This is a genomic window from Pseudarthrobacter sp. MDT1-22, from assembly GCF_054511035.1.
The window spans coordinates 1-13,720 of sequence record NZ_JBTNDK010000050.1; the positions used below are offsets into that span (position 1 = coordinate 1).

A 13,720-nucleotide genomic window follows, 5' to 3' on the forward strand; every position below is an offset into this window, starting at 1 on the left:
TGTTCTGCGGGGTTCCCGCCGCCGAGGAGGGCGGCGGCGAAGATGTCGGCCCGTAGCTGTGTGAGGGTCAGGGGCTCGTCCGGGCCCTGCAAACCACGGGCGATCGCGGTGGTCCGGTTCCAGATCCCGGCCGCCTGGTCCGCGGGGAGGTAGGCCGAGAGCCATGCCATCCCGTCCTGATCCGGGGCGTACTCGACCCGACGATCCAGGACACCCTTTGCGTGCCGCTTCTCGATACTCTCCGTATGGTGGCGTTCCCGCCAGGTGCGGGCCCTGTGACGGAACCGGAACGCCGGCATTTCCCCTGCGGGACAGCCACCGGCCGCGTTCGGCGCATCCGGGTCCAGAAAGTGGGCCTCCAGCGACGCGGCACCGGCCGGGTCAAGGGTTGCGGCTTCATCCACCATGGCCCGCGCGTGCTGCCACGAAATGGTGCCCGCTTGCAGAGCGGACAGCGTCAGCGGCAAAGCGGTCGTCAGCAGTTGTGACTGGTTCAGCAGCGCACTTGCGGCCCGTTCGCCGATGGCCAGGACGCATGCGATCTCCGCGGTCACCGCGGCCTCTTGCGCCGAACCTTCCCCCGGTGAGGCGCCGGGAGGCGCTACAGATTCCGCCGTTTTAGCGAATTTCGCGGCGGCCTAAGCTTTCAGGGCAGCCATACGCGCATCCGACGCCGCCGCCCCGGCCAGAACGTCCAGGCAATCTTCGGCCAACCCATGCCGCGGATCGCCCCTATAAAACGCATCGGAGCCTGATTCAGCCACAACGGCAGTAAGCACAGCAATGGCGGCATTGATGTCCTTGAATGCCTTCGCCACTGCTGGGTTTCCCATGTCTAAATCATCCAGCGGGGGTCTGACATTTTCCGCGGCTGGCCAGGCTTACCCTGCCTTCACGGTCGTCGACGCCAGAGGTGTCCGGTTACGCATGGTGTCGATCCTGCTTATTTCTGCCGACCAACGAGTTCAGCCAACCAGCGAGTGGGCCCTGGAAACGGCAAGCTGCGGTCCGGGCAGGGGATAAGCGGCCGGGCCGGTGGCGGTTTCGTCCAGGAGCCAGAGCGTCGCCCCTGACGCGCCCCTGGGCATGATGCTGCCTTCAAACACAAACACGGACTGACCGGGCTGTCCTTCGGGAAGCCAGAACCCGTTCGCGGGGCAGTGGGATCCGGTTCTCGCCGCCAAGCGGCTCCCGCTCGAAGGGACCCGGTGCGCACTGCTGATCTTTTTCACGATGTGCTCCCAATCAACTAATTCCACTGAGAAATGATTGCCGGTTCATCCGACATTTCATATTTCAAGATTAGTTTCGCGGAAGCGAGTTTACTAAGACCAAATCCACATGCCCTGATAAGGAAAAGCTTTGGATCCAAAGCTACCTTGTGTATTTAGCGCTCAGCATCTCCTGGAGCATTTCCTTCAACACCATCAGGACGGCCGATGCCGCCTCTGACAGTGGTTCGTGATCCGGCGTGCAGAGTGCTATTTTGCACTGCAGCCCTGGATCAAAAATCCGCAGGACCCGGAAGTCTTCCTCGTGGAAAAGTGCGTCGGCTGCTGACTTCGGCAAGATGGTGGCGCCCATGTCCGCCCGCAGGAGCCGGGTCAGGGAAGGCACGGATTCCACCTCGCCCACCAAGCGAAGGCTGAGTCCCTTGTCCCGCATGCCGGTCTCGACAATCTGGCGCAGGGTGTGGTTGTGCTCGGGAAGGAACAGGCCGAATTCCGCTGCCTCCTCAAGGGTGATCTCGGCCGACTTGGCTGCCGCCGTGTTCTTGCCGTTCACCACCAGGTGAAGATCCTCCACGATCATGGTGGTGAACTGCACGCCGCGGATGGGCCCAGGCTCGTAGATCAGGGCCATGTCCAGCCTGCCGTTCTTGATGGCCTCGCTCAGCACACCGCCGTAGATCTCCGTCAGGTGGAGCACGATGTCCGGGTAGCGCCGCGCTACTTCACTGATAATGCGCGGCGTCAGGCTCGAAGCCATGCTGTACGGTGCGATCGCTATTGACACGCGGCCGGCAGGGGCGGCCCCCGAACTCGCCACATCCTGGCGTGCCTGTTCGACCAGCCGAAGGATGGTCTGAGCGTGCCGGTAGAGCGTGTGGCCGGCGGCTGTGGGCTGCACGCCCTGCTTACTGCGGATGAGCAACCGCTGCTTCAGCTCGGTTTCCAGTGCGGAGACCTGCTGGCTCAGGGCAGGCTGGGCCACGTGCAGGGCTGCGGCAGCCTTCGTGATGCTCCCTGAGTCAACAATCTTCACGAAGTAGGCGAGTTTTCGAGTGTCCATACCGGCGTTTCTTTCGTCTGCGGCGCCCTGAAGCCCCGACGGGTCATATCCGGATTTTATGGAGGGATACGCAATAGGTCTTTGTGTGATCCACATCTCGGACACTAGGTTGATCTTCAGAACACAATTTCTGTGACAAACAGATTATACCCCTCCATCCATAAGCGGCGATGATGCCCCTATATGGCTTTTGCATAATCACTCCGTTTACAGAAAGCGTCGCTTTCTTTTACGTCCACGAAATATACGCTCCATACCTTTTAGAAGCATCCTCCAGAATCCGACGGATTCCCACCTGACTAAGGAAGAGACTCAAATGAGAGTTATCACTAAAGGCAAAATCGCATTAGCCGCTGCCGCGACAGCCGCAGCCCTGGTGCTGACCGGCTGCGGGGGCAGCGCAGGGTCCAGCAGCGGCGGAAACTCCAGCGCCACGTCGGGCGAGCTGAACCTGATTGCCTACTCCGGTGTCTGGCAGGACCAGTACACGGCTGCCGTTATCGAACCTTTCAAGGCCAAATACCCGGACATCAAGATCAACTACTCCTCCAAGCGCTCCTCCGCCGAAATGCTGAGCGCACTCCAGGGCCAGAAGAACAATCCGGCCACTGACGTGGCCATCATGGACAACTCCGTATCCACCACGGGCAACACGCAGGGTCTCTTCGACAAGATCGACCCCGCTGCGGTTCCCAACCTGGCGAACGTACCCGAGCAGTTCAAGAACAAGGGCGGATTCGGTCCGGTAGTCATGCTGGATGCGGTTGGTTTGCTCTATGACACGGCAACTTTCCCCAAGGCGCCTGAGAGCTGGGATGTGCTCTGGGACCCGGCCTACGCAGGCAAGATCAACGTCAATGCTCCGCCGTCGCTGCTGGGTCTGTCCCTGACTGCGATCACGTCCAAGATGGAGGGCGAGGACTACACCAAGAGCATCGACAAGGCGGTTGCCCGCCTTAAGGAGATGGCGCCGGGCGTCCAGACGTTCGCCCCCAACCCCGACGAATACCAGAACGTGATCACCGGCCAGACGGTCCTGGGGCTGGGACAGAACGCCCGCGGCCAGTTCTACAGCGACCAGAGCAACAAGAAGATGGGCGTGACGTTCCCCAAGGAGGGCACCGTCTACCAGATCAACACCGTCAACGTCGTCAAGGATGCGCCCAACAAGGCCGCCGCCCAGACATTCGTTGACTATGCGCTCTCCGCCGAAGCGCAGACCGCCTTCGCCAAGGCTCTCTTCTACGCCCCGTCCGTGACCAACGCCGACCTGCCGGCGGACGTCAAGGACCGCGTGGTTCCCACTGACGGCTCCCTGAACATCGTCCCCCTCGATGTTGAGTTCCTGTCCTCCGCCCGGGACAAGTGGACTGACACCTGGAAGCGCCAGATCATCACCAAGTAGCCGTCCCCACGGCGCCCCTCCCCCCATCTGCTTCAGGAGAACTGAAATCGTGACTGAATCAAAACTGTCGATCGTGGATCTGACCAAGAGATACGCAGCCGGTCTTGACCCGGCCGTCGACCGCCTGAACATGGAGGTGGAGGAGGGGCACCTGGTGGCGCTCCTCGGCCCGTCAGGCTGCGGCAAAACCACCACCCTGCGGATGGTGGCCGGCCTGATGGACCCCACCGCCGGCTCCATTGTGGTGGATGGCAAGGAAATCACCCACACCCCTGTGAACAAGCGCGGCATGGGCATGGTGTTCCAGTCCTACGCCCTCTTTCCGCACATGAATGTGGAACAGAACGTGGCCTTCGGGCTGCAGATGCGCCAGACCTCAAAGTCCGAGCAGAAACGCCGGGTGGCCGGGGCGCTGGACATGGTCCAGCTCGGCCACCTGTCCAAGCGGCAGGTCAAGGACCTGTCCGGCGGGCAGCAGCAGCGCATCGCCCTGGCGCGCGCCCTCGTAGTGGAGCCCACGCTCCTGCTCCTCGACGAGCCCCTGTCCAACCTTGACGCCAAGCTCCGCGAGACCATGCGGACCGAGATCCGCTCCATCCAGCAGCGGACCCGGGCCACTACGCTGTTCGTGACCCACGACCAGGACGAGGCGCTGGACATGGCCGACCGCATCGCCGTGATGAACGGCGGCCTGATCGAACAGTTTGGGTCGCCCACCGACGTCTACGAACGGCCACGGACGCGGTTCGTGGCGAACTTCATCGGCCAGGCGAACTTCCTCAACGCCCGGGTCCTTTCCGAGACGGGTTCCGCGGCCAAGGGCGAAACCCACTACAGGGTCTCCATCGACGGGCTCGGCCAGTTCGGTGCGGTGGGCGCGCCCGGCCTGACCGGATCCACGCATGAACTCGTCATCCGCCCCCACCGGCTCAGGGTGTCCCTCCAGCCGGCCGGGACCGAAACCATTGCGGGCGTCATCGAACGGGTCAACTACACCGGCGATGCCCTCTCCGTAGCTGTCAAGGCCGGCGACCGCGTCCTGCAGTCCCAGATGCCCACGTCCAGCGGCGACCTGCCCCGTACTGGCGATGCAGCCTATCTTTCGTGGAACGAGCAGGATGCCTACCTGCTGCCCACCCCAGTGAAAGAGCCGGCAGCGTGACCGTCACCCAGACCGAGGCCCCGGCCGCCCGCCGGGCCGGCGCGGCTGAAGGCGAGCTGGAAAAGTCCACAGGACGCCGCAACCGGCGGACCTACCTTGCCCTCCTGATACCGGGCGTTCTCGGACTCGTGGTCAGCTTTGTTTTCCCGCTGGCCTACATGGTCCGGATGTCCTTCAACAAGGGTGCGCCGGACGGTGTCATCGAGGAAACCTTCACGCTGGACACGTATATCCAGCCGCTGACCGATCCGTACTACTGGCGGGTCACGCTGGACACCTTCCAGATGGGTGTCACCGTGGGACTGCTCTGCGTCCTGGTGTCCTACCCGGTGGCCCTCTTCCTCGCTCGGAGCACCAGCAAATACCGCGGGCTGCTCATCGCCGTCGCCATCGCACCCCTGCTGACCTCGGCGGTTGTGCGGACCTACGGGTGGATGGTCATCCTGGGCACGAACGGCCTGGTAAACTCCACGCTGGACGGAATGGGCCTGATCGATACGCCGCTCAAGCTGACCAACAACATGACCGGCGTAACCATCGGTCTTGTTGAGATCTTTATGCCCTATGCCATCCTCGCGATGATCTCGGGCTTCGGGCGCCTCAGCCCGCAGCTGGAAGAAGCCGCCGGATCGTTGGGCGCCAGCAAGCTGCAGATTTTCACCCGGGTGACTCTGCCGTTGAGCCTGCCCGGCATCCTCACGGCATTCCTGCTGGTCTTTGTGTTGTCGATCAGCACGTTCATCACCCCGCGCCTCCTCGGCGGCGGCAGCGTCCAGGTGCTCGCCACGGAAATCTACGATCAGACCACCGGGCTGCTCAACTGGCCGTTTGCGGCAGCACTCTCCGTCATCCTGCTGGTCCTGTTCGGCCTGATCATCGCCGTTTACCAGCGCCTCACCAAAAAGATCGGAGGCTAGCCATGTCCGAGGCCCGCCTGTTCAAGCCGCGGTTCAACCCGGCCAAGCCCGCGTTCGGGATCCTGGTATTCCTGCTCTACTTGTTCCTCCTGGCGCCGCTGCTGATCGTCTTTGTTGTCTCGTTTGCCTCCAACCAGTACCTGTCCTTTCCGCCGGAGGGCCTGACGTTCAAGTGGTACGAGATGCTGCCGGAGGAAAGCACCTTCATGAACGGCATGCGGGTCAGCCTCATTGTCGCCGTGATCGTCACGGTCATCGTTTTGGCGCTCGGAGTTCCGGTGGCATTGGCCCTGGACAGGTTTGAGTTCAAAGCCAAGGCAGCGGTGCAGTCATTCTTCCTCTCGCCGCTGCTGATCCCCAGCATCGTCCTGGCGCTGGGCATGGTCCTGCTGTTTGGTCCGCTGAACCTGAACAACACCTACACCGGCATCATCATCGGCCACGTGGCCATCACCATCCCGTTCGTGATCAGGACAACGCTGATGAGCCTGGCCACCACCGACACGTCCTGCGAGGCGGCGGCAAAGATCCTCGGGGCAGGGTCGTGGACCGTCTTCCGGCGAATCACCCTTCCGATCATCCAGCCAGGGGTCATCGCCGGCGGCGTCATAGCGTTCATCGTCTCCTTCGACGAAGCAGTCATCTCGCTGTTTGTGGCCGAATCAGGGCTGCCGACGCTGCCCGTGCAGGTCCTGCGGTACGTGGAGAACTCTGCCGACGCAGCCGTGGCGGCACTGTCCGTCATCCTCATCCTGATCTCCCTCGCCGTCGTCGTAGTCGTAGAGCGTGCTATGGGCCTGCGCAAAGCCCTGCGCTAGGCGCCCGGGATAGGCCCCGGGGTCATAACGGTGGCCTATCCCGTGACATGGATTACGTCTTTGTGTGGGGCAGCGCACGGTGCCAGACTTTTGGGTAGGGCCGGAACCGCGGTTTACAGCCATAAGCAATGGCGATGACTCACCACGCGGCGGCCGCTTCCCCCTCAAGTTTTTCCGGCCCCCCACGGGCACAACAGCTCAGAACACCACGAAGGAAGGCACACACTATGGGTCGCACGGTTGATCTTGTGGCAGATCTCGGTGAAGGCTTCGGTGCCTACTCCCTGGGTGACGACAGCGCACTTCTGGAAATCGTCTCCAGCGCGAACATCGCCTGCGGATTCCACGCCGGCGACCCGGACATCATGGACCGCACCGTTGCCGAATGCGTCCGGCGCGGCGTCAGCATCGGTGCACACCCCAGCTTCCCGGACCTGCGGGGCTTCGGACGGCGCGCCATGGATCTCACCGCGGCTGAAGTCCGCAACGACGTCCTCTACCAGCTCGGAGCCCTGTCCGCCTTCGCCGCCTACCACGGCACCAGCGTCGCCCACATCGCCCCCCACGGCCGGCTGGGCAACCTCGTCGCCACCCGCCAGGATTTCGCCACCGCGGTCGCCGATGCCGCCAGCCGCTTCCGCGCAGACCTGATCGTCCTGGCCCAGGACGGCGAGCTTGCCCAGGCCGCCACCGACCGCGGGTTGCCCGTGGCCATCGTGGGCATCGCCGACCGGGCGTACGAGGACGACGGAACACTGGTGCCGCGCAGCCAGCCCGGCGCCGTCATCCATGACCCGGCAACCATCGTCGACCGAACCATCCGCATGGTGTGCGAAGGAATCATCGAATCGGCGTCCGGCGTAAAGCTTTCCGTCGTCGCGGACACCGTCCTGCTGCACGGGGACAACCCGGGCGCCGTGGACCTGGCCCGCATCATCCGCAAGGAGCTCACCGCGGCCGGCGTGACCATTGCCCCGCTGCCCCAGGTGCTCGCGGCCAAAACGGAAGCCGCCTGAGATGACCGCTGCAACCCCTATCGAGGTACACGAATCAGGCGACGCCGCCCTCCGCGTCGTCGCCACCTCCCCTGACCGGGAGCGGAACTGGGCCGCGGTCCACGCCCTGGCGACATGGCTTGAGACGGCCGACGTCGACGGTGTACACGGCGCGGTTCCCACCTACGATTCGGTGCTGGTGGAGTTCGACCCCTACGTCACATCAGCCCGCCAGATCAGGGCCTTCGTCCTCCTGGGCATGCGCCAGCTGGATTACGTCGGCACCCCGGCCCGCACGCCCCGGCAGTTCGATGTCCCCGTAGTCTACGGCGGCGAGTACGGACCCGACCTCCAGAAGGTCGCGGACCACGAGGGACTCTCCGTTGCCGCGATCATCGCCCTCCACACGGCCAAGTCCTACGTCATCCGTTGCCTGGGGGCCCCGGCCGGATCGCCCATGATGGACGGCCCGGACTTCCCCCTGCCCGTACCCCGGCTCAAGGACCCCCGGCTTTCCGTGCCCGCAGGCGCCGTCTCCGTCGCCGGCCGGCAGGCAGTGATCGCACCGGCCTCCGCTCCCGGCGGGTGGTGCGTGATCGGCCAAACGCCGCTGACCGTTCTGAACCCGGACAAGCAGCCCCTGGTCCCGTACATGCCCGGCGACCTGCTCCGGTTCCACGAAATACCGGCCGCCGAATTTCAGCACTTTGCCGGCCTTGAACTGGAGGCATCCGCATGAGCGGGACCCTGACCATCCAGCAAGCCGGCCACTCCGTCGTCACAGACCTCGGCCGGTTCAAGGGGCCGCGCTACGGCCTCCCTGTGAACGGGGCCTTGGACCAGTTTTCTGCACGGGCTGCCAACATCCTGGCCGGCAACCCGGACAACGATCCGCTCCTCGAAGTCACAGCACTGGACTTCCGGATGCGGGCAGACTCAGACCTGCTCATCGCCGTCACGGGTGCGCCACTGACACTGACCGTGGGCGGGCGTGAATGTCCGCAGTGGGAGCCGGTGTCGGTCCTGGCCGGGGAAACCGTGGCATTGCACGGCATGAACACCGGGCTGCGCGTCTACGTCGCCGTCCACGGCGCCCTGGACGCCCCGACGCTGCTGGGCAGCTGCGCGCCGGACACCGTCGTCGGGTTCGGCCTGAAACTTGCGGAGGGCACTGTCCTGGGGGCCCGCAAAACCGTGCCGCCGATCAGGCAGCCGTACTTTGATCTTCCGCTGTTCCGGCTGGGGTTGACCCGCCCGGGAACCAGCGCCAGCCCGGTCATTGACGTCACCGACGGACCGGACATCGCCGAATTCGGCGACACCGCCGATCTCCTGTTCAACACCAGCTACACCGTGAGCGGTCGGAGCAACCACATCGGCCTCCGCCTCGGCGGGGCGCTTCCGGAACGGCAGTCAGCAGCGGAAGTCCTTTCCAGGGGCGTTCCAGTCGGGGCCATCGAGGTCCCGTCCCGGGACGAGCTCCTGGTGCTTCACCGGGGACGGGGCGTGACGGCCGGATACCCGGTACTCGGCGTCGTCACCAGCCGCTCGCTGGATGTCCTTGCCCAGGCCAGGCCCGGGCATACCATCCGGTTCCGCAAGACCACCGTGGCCGAAGCCACTGCGCGGCACCGAGCCGCAATGCGTGAACTCGAGGCGCTGCGCACGTCAGTAAATACAGTCTTTGGCTTACTGGGTGTGGGAGCCCCGGCAAGCTGGCGGGAACTCATGCCGGCGTCCGGAACCTGAGACCACCGTTACGTCCCGCCTCAGTCACCAGAAACAAAGTAAGGATCAAGATGTCAACGTCAACGCGAGCGGCCGGTCCGCAGAACGACCGCCTGGATGCCAGGCAAACCCGGAAGGTGGTTACCGCCGGTTGTGTGGGCATCTTCGTGGAACTCTACGACAACGGCATCTTCGCCTTTATGGCCGGAACCCTTGCCTTGGTGTTCCTCGCCCCCGGCAACCCGGACAACGCACTGCTGTTTGTCTTCGCAGGCTATGCCGTGTCCTTCTTCGTGCGCCCTTTGGGTGCCGTGGTCTGCGGTTACCTGGGTGACCGCATCGGCAGGCAGAAACTGCTGGTCTTCGTTATCCTGCTCATCAGTGTGGCAACCGCCGGCATCGGCCTGCTGCCTGCCTACTCGGCAATCGGCGTCGCCGCCCCGGCGCTCCTTGTGCTGCTCCGGATGCTGCAGGGCTTCTCCGTCGGCGGCGAGTCCGCCGGCGCCATGACGTTCCTCGCCGAGCACGCGCCGGAAGGCAAGCGCGGCATCATTACCTCCTACGCCCAGATCGCCTCTTTCGCGGCCCTGCTCACCGGCACGATGGTTGCCTACTCCATGTCCCCGTGGCTCACCCAGGCAGCGATCGACGGCGGCGGGTTTGGTTCCTTCGCCTGGCGCATCCCGTTCCTGGTCGCCGTCCCCATGGGCATCATCGGCTGGTACATCCGCAAGGCGATCAGCGATACCCCCAACTTTGAGAAGCTCAAGGAAGAAGGCGGTCTGTCCAAGAACCCGCTGAAGGAAGCCTTCGCCTCCGCCGAACACCGCCGTGCCATGCTGCTGGCCCTCTTCATCCCGCTGATGAACGGCTCCGGCTACTACGTCCTCTTCTCCTACATGCCCACGTTCCTCAAGGGCAAGCAGCTCAACTTCACCATCGGCGAAGCACTCCTCGTCACCGCCTGCAGCCTGGTTGTCATCTGCATCGCCATCCCGTTCATGGGAGCCCTCTCCGACCGGGTCGGCCGCAAAAAAGTCATCGCCGGCTCCGCAATCGCGATGGCCATCGTCGGAATTCCGGCCTACGCCCTCATCGCCACCGGCGAGATGGCACTGGCCATCCTGGGTGCCTGCATCATGGCAGTGGTCTTCGCCGGCCACACCGCCGTCATCCACATCCTGATCGTCGAACTGTTCCCCACCCGGGTGCGGTACTCGGCCTACGGCCTCGGGTATAACGTCTCCTCGGCTCTCTTCGGCGGCACGGCGCCGTTGCTGATGACCTGGCTGATCTCCTCCACCGGAAACATCTACATGCCGGCGTTCTACGCCGTGATCACCGCCCTTGGCACCCTTGCCGCCGTCAGCACGGTCAAAGACCGGGCGCACCAGCCGCTCCGGGACGCCTGAACCACTCGCCGAGACTGAGGCTTTGGCCCCCGCGTCCAAGCCATCCATTCTTTTGCCAACCCCACTCATTGGAGACTTCCATGTCATTTTCAGACTATTCAACTGCCCTCGTGACCGGCGCCTCCACCGGCATGGGCGCCGCCATCGCTGAACGCCTGGCCAAGCGCGGACTCCAAGTACATGCCTTCGCCCGCAATGAAGAACGCCTGCAGGAACTGGCGGACCGCACCGGAGCCATCCCGCACACCGTTGACCTCACGGACACTGCGGCGCTGACCGCAGCGGTGGAGGGCCTGAACGTGGACGTGCTCGTCAACTGCGCCGGCGTCTCCCGCCCCGGAAACATCCTGGACTCCACCGAAAACGACATCGACGAGCTGGTGGACGTCAACCTGCGCTCCCTTCTTCAGCTGACCCGCCTGGTGCTTCCCGGCATGGTGGAGCGGGACAAGGGCCACATCGTCAACATCAGCTCCATCGCCGGCGTCTACAACTTCTATGGCCACACCGTTTATCACGCCACCAAGGCAGCAGTGCACCAGGTCTCCCGGCAGCTGCGCAACGATACCGTGGGCAAACGCATCAGAGTCACGGAGATCTGCCCAGGCCGGGTGGAGACCGAAATCTTCGGCCGGAACATGGGCGGCACACCCGAGGCCATGGAGGAAGCATGGAAGACCTACTACGAGGGTTATGAGTCCCTCACGACTGACGACATCGTCAATGCGCTGGATTATGCCGTCGAAACACCCCAGCACGTGAACGTCGGCATGCTGGAACTCATGCCCACCTTCCAGGTCCCCGGCGGACTTACCTTCGACCGCCGCTGATCTGACTGCCCCTGATCACAGCCCGTGACGGGCAACAGCCCCCGCACCGCCAACAGCAGAAACCGATAGGTCCCCTGATGCACAACATCCGTACGGTCAGTTTCCCCGACCAGCAGCTGCTCGCCGATCTGGAGCCGCTTCCGGGCGGGCTCCGGGGCGTCGTCTGGGACCTCCGGTCCGATCCCCAGGGCGGAACCCTGGCTGAGATCGATGCCGTGATCCTGCCCTACATCGACGCCGGGGCGGTGCTGCCGGCGCTGGCCAACGTGCCAGGGCTCAAGTTCGTCCAGACCCAGTCCACGGGTTTTGACGGTGTCCGGGAAGCAGCCGGTCCGGCGGCCGGTGTGTCCAGTGCCGCCGGTGTGCACGCTGCGGCCACAGCGGAACTGGCGGTGGGACTCATCCTTGCCAAGCTGAGGGGGATTGACCAGGCGGTGAGGGATCAGCTGCAGGCTGCCTGGCGGCCCGAGCGCCGCCAGTCCCTCGCAGACCGCCGGGTGCTTTTGGCCGGCGTCGGCGGCATCGGGCAGGAAATAGCAAAGCGCCTGGAACCGTTCGAGGTGACAGTCACGCGGGTGGGGAGCGCCGCGCGCGACGACGACCACGGGCACGTGCACGCTTCCTCCGAACTGGCAGAACTCGCCGCCAGCCACGACATCCTTATTTCAGTCCTGCCCCTGAGTGACCAGACGCACCACCTGATCGGCGAGAAGGTCCTCTCAGCATTGCCTGACGGCGCGCTGGTGGTCAACGTGGGCAGGGGAGCCGTGGTGGACACGGCCGCGCTGACCAAGGAAGTAACGTCCGGCCGGCTGCAGTGCGCCATCGACGTGGTGGATCCGGAACCGCTCCCGGCTGACCACCCGCTGTGGCGTTCGCCGAACGCCCTGATCACGCCCCATATTGGGGGTAACGCGTCCGCCTTCGAACCACGGATGGTCAAGCTCCTGTCGCAGCAGCTGGAAGCGCTGGCAGCTGGCCGCCTTCCGGCCAACCTCGTGCAGAACGGCCCCTTCTAGGGAGCAGCGCGAACGGACAGTTGGGGCCCTCTGAGCAGCGCGAACGGACAGTTGGGGCCCTCTGAGCAGCGCGAACGGACAGTTGGGGCCCTCACCGCAGGGCCCCAAGTGTCCCTTCGCGCGAAAAGAACGGCCGTCCCAACGTGGACGGCTAGGAACAACCACCGCGCCCCAGCGATCGGCGCCAAACAGCACAAACCGCGGCGAAGGAGCTGCTCAACTATGAATACACTTTTTGATTTGACGGGGCGGGTTGCCCTGGTGACGGGTTCGAGCCGGGGGATTGGTCATGCGTTGGCGCGGGCGTTGGCTGATGCCGGGGCGACGGTGGTGCTGAACGGGATTAATGCGGAGCGGTTGAAGGCGGCGGAGGCGGCGATGGCCGCGGACTTCGCGCCGGGGCGGGTGCATGGTGTCGCGTTTGATGTCACGAGTGATGCCGAGGCTGCCCGGGGTGTTTCGTGGGTGGAGGAGCATGTGGGTCCGTTGCAGATCCTGGTGAACAATGCCGGGATCCAGCACCGGGTGCCGATGCTGGAGCTCGATGTGGCGGATTGGGAGCGGGTGATCAGGACGGATCTGACGGGCGCGTTCCTGGTGGGGCGTGAGGCGGCACGGCATATGATCCCGCGGGGCAGGGGCAAGATCATCAATATCTGTTCGGTGCAGACGGATCTGGCCCGGCCCACGATCGCCCCGTATGTGGCGGCCAAGGGCGGGCTGCGGAACCTGACCCGGGCGATGACGGCGGAGTGGGCGGGCTCCGGGCTGCAGATCAACGGGATCGCCCCGGGCTACATCCACACGGAGATGACGCAGAACCTGGTGGATGATGAGCAGTTCAATGCCTGGATCCTGGGCCGGACCCCGGCGCACCGGTGGGGCACGGTCCAGGACCTGGCCGGCCCGGCGGTGTGGCTGGCTTCGGACGGATCGGATTTTGTGAACGGGCAGACGATCTTTATCGACGGCGGAATGACGGTGGTGGTCTGATGGGCGCTTCAGCAGTGGCTCAGGGGACCGAAGCAACAGCCCTGCTTGGTTCCGGGGTGCCGGTGTCGGGTTTGGCGGTGGTGGCGCATGCGGCGGGGGATCTGCGGATCGAGGAGGTCCCGCTGGGTGCACCGGCCGCGGACGAGGCC

14 protein-coding genes and 1 pseudogene are annotated in these 13,720 nt (G+C 64.4%); 11 read left to right on the forward strand and 4 right to left on the reverse strand.

The window, feature by feature from the left end:
- The 4 genes and pseudogenes from ACX80M_RS20350 to nac all read right to left on the reverse strand — a co-directional run.
- Positions 1–554, reverse strand: a pseudogene (locus ACX80M_RS20350) (HNH endonuclease signature motif containing protein); the annotation flags it as partial.
- 84 nt (positions 555–638) lie between these two features.
- On the reverse strand, positions 639–833 hold the full coding sequence (locus tag ACX80M_RS20355; RefSeq protein ID WP_459310305.1) for a hypothetical protein: 195 nt from the start codon (positions 831–833) through the stop codon (positions 639–641).
- A gap of 132 nt (positions 834–965) precedes the next feature.
- Positions 966–1,259, reverse strand: a complete 294-nt coding sequence (locus tag ACX80M_RS20360; RefSeq protein ID WP_252612171.1) for a hypothetical protein — start codon at positions 1,257–1,259, stop codon at positions 966–968.
- 115 nt (positions 1,260–1,374) lie between these two features.
- Positions 1,375–2,292: a nitrogen assimilation transcriptional regulator NAC gene (gene nac, locus ACX80M_RS20365; protein ID WP_252602496.1), complete on the reverse strand. Its 918-nt coding sequence runs from the start codon at positions 2,290–2,292 to the stop codon at positions 1,375–1,377.
- Between the two features lie 316 nt (positions 2,293–2,608).
- Here nac and ACX80M_RS20370 point away from each other — a divergent pair, with 316 nt between their 5' ends.
- The 11 genes from ACX80M_RS20370 (at position 2,609) to ACX80M_RS20420 (ending at position 13,571) form a co-directional block, all read left to right on the forward strand.
- The gene (locus tag ACX80M_RS20370) at positions 2,609–3,697 is read left to right on the forward strand and encodes an ABC transporter substrate-binding protein (RefSeq protein ID WP_252602495.1); all 1,089 of its coding nucleotides are present in this window, start codon (positions 2,609–2,611) and stop codon (positions 3,695–3,697) included.
- Between the two features lie 49 nt (positions 3,698–3,746).
- Positions 3,747–4,859 carry an ABC transporter ATP-binding protein gene (locus ACX80M_RS20375; RefSeq protein WP_252602494.1) on the forward strand — a complete coding sequence of 371 codons (1,113 nt, stop codon included), beginning with the start codon at positions 3,747–3,749 and terminating at the stop codon, positions 4,857–4,859.
- A complete protein-coding gene (locus tag ACX80M_RS20380; protein ID WP_252612175.1) occupies positions 4,856–5,776 on the forward strand; it encodes an ABC transporter permease in 921 nt (306 codons plus the stop codon). Before ACX80M_RS20375 ends, ACX80M_RS20380 begins: the two co-directional genes overlap by 4 nt.
- A 2-nt stretch (positions 5,777–5,778) precedes the next feature.
- Positions 5,779–6,594 carry an ABC transporter permease gene (locus ACX80M_RS20385; RefSeq protein ID WP_459310306.1) on the forward strand — a complete coding sequence of 272 codons (816 nt, stop codon included), beginning with the start codon at positions 5,779–5,781 and terminating at the stop codon, positions 6,592–6,594.
- Between the two features lie 227 nt (positions 6,595–6,821).
- Positions 6,822–7,610: a LamB/YcsF family protein gene (locus ACX80M_RS20390; RefSeq protein ID WP_459310307.1), complete on the forward strand. Its 789-nt coding sequence runs from the start codon at positions 6,822–6,824 to the stop codon at positions 7,608–7,610.
- Between the two features lies 1 nt (position 7,611).
- A complete protein-coding gene (locus ACX80M_RS20395) occupies positions 7,612–8,328 on the forward strand; it encodes a 5-oxoprolinase subunit B family protein (RefSeq protein WP_252602489.1) in 717 nt (238 codons plus the stop codon).
- Positions 8,325–9,338: a 5-oxoprolinase subunit C family protein gene (locus ACX80M_RS20400; protein WP_252602487.1), complete on the forward strand. Its 1,014-nt coding sequence runs from the start codon at positions 8,325–8,327 to the stop codon at positions 9,336–9,338. Before ACX80M_RS20395 ends, ACX80M_RS20400 begins: the two co-directional genes overlap by 4 nt.
- Positions 9,339–9,388: 50 nt before the next feature.
- The gene (locus ACX80M_RS20405; protein ID WP_252614491.1) at positions 9,389–10,729 is read left to right on the forward strand and encodes an MFS transporter; all 1,341 of its coding nucleotides are present in this window, start codon (positions 9,389–9,391) and stop codon (positions 10,727–10,729) included.
- Between the two features lie 80 nt (positions 10,730–10,809).
- Positions 10,810–11,559, forward strand: coding sequence for an SDR family oxidoreductase (locus ACX80M_RS20410; protein WP_252602483.1), 750 nt, complete (start codon positions 10,810–10,812; stop codon positions 11,557–11,559).
- Positions 11,560–11,636: 77 nt separating this feature from the next.
- Complete coding sequence (locus ACX80M_RS20415; RefSeq protein ID WP_459310308.1) at positions 11,637–12,578, forward strand: 2-hydroxyacid dehydrogenase; 942 nt, start codon at positions 11,637–11,639, stop codon at positions 12,576–12,578.
- Positions 12,579–12,800: 222 nt separating this feature from the next.
- The gene (locus ACX80M_RS20420; RefSeq protein ID WP_252601547.1) at positions 12,801–13,571 is read left to right on the forward strand and encodes an SDR family oxidoreductase; all 771 of its coding nucleotides are present in this window, start codon (positions 12,801–12,803) and stop codon (positions 13,569–13,571) included.
- The last annotated feature ends 149 nt before the right edge of the window (positions 13,572–13,720 follow it).

Excerpts from the sequence above, each read along its gene's own strand:
- ACX80M_RS20405 (WP_252614491.1), top strand. The coding sequence starts at position 9,389 with ATGTCAACGTCAACGCGAGCGGCCGGTCCGCAGAACGACCGCCTGGAT.
- ACX80M_RS20400 (WP_252602487.1), top strand. The coding sequence starts at position 8,325 with ATGAGCGGGACCCTGACCATCCAGCAAGCCGGCCACTCCGTCGTCACA.
- ACX80M_RS20420 (WP_252601547.1), top strand. The coding sequence starts at position 12,801 with ATGAATACACTTTTTGATTTGACGGGGCGGGTTGCCCTGGTGACGGGT.
- ACX80M_RS20355 (WP_459310305.1), bottom strand. The coding sequence starts at position 833 with ATGGGAAACCCAGCAGTGGCGAAGGCATTCAAGGACATCAATGCCGCC.
- nac (WP_252602496.1), bottom strand. The coding sequence starts at position 2,292 with ATGGACACTCGAAAACTCGCCTACTTCGTGAAGATTGTTGACTCAGGG.
- ACX80M_RS20410 (WP_252602483.1), top strand. The coding sequence starts at position 10,810 with ATGTCATTTTCAGACTATTCAACTGCCCTCGTGACCGGCGCCTCCACC.
- ACX80M_RS20385 (WP_459310306.1), top strand. The coding sequence starts at position 5,779 with ATGTCCGAGGCCCGCCTGTTCAAGCCGCGGTTCAACCCGGCCAAGCCC.
- ACX80M_RS20395 (WP_252602489.1), top strand. The coding sequence starts at position 7,612 with ATGACCGCTGCAACCCCTATCGAGGTACACGAATCAGGCGACGCCGCC.
- ACX80M_RS20415 (WP_459310308.1), top strand. The coding sequence starts at position 11,637 with ATGCACAACATCCGTACGGTCAGTTTCCCCGACCAGCAGCTGCTCGCC.
- ACX80M_RS20390 (WP_459310307.1), top strand. The coding sequence starts at position 6,822 with ATGGGTCGCACGGTTGATCTTGTGGCAGATCTCGGTGAAGGCTTCGGT.
- ACX80M_RS20370 (WP_252602495.1), top strand. The coding sequence starts at position 2,609 with ATGAGAGTTATCACTAAAGGCAAAATCGCATTAGCCGCTGCCGCGACA.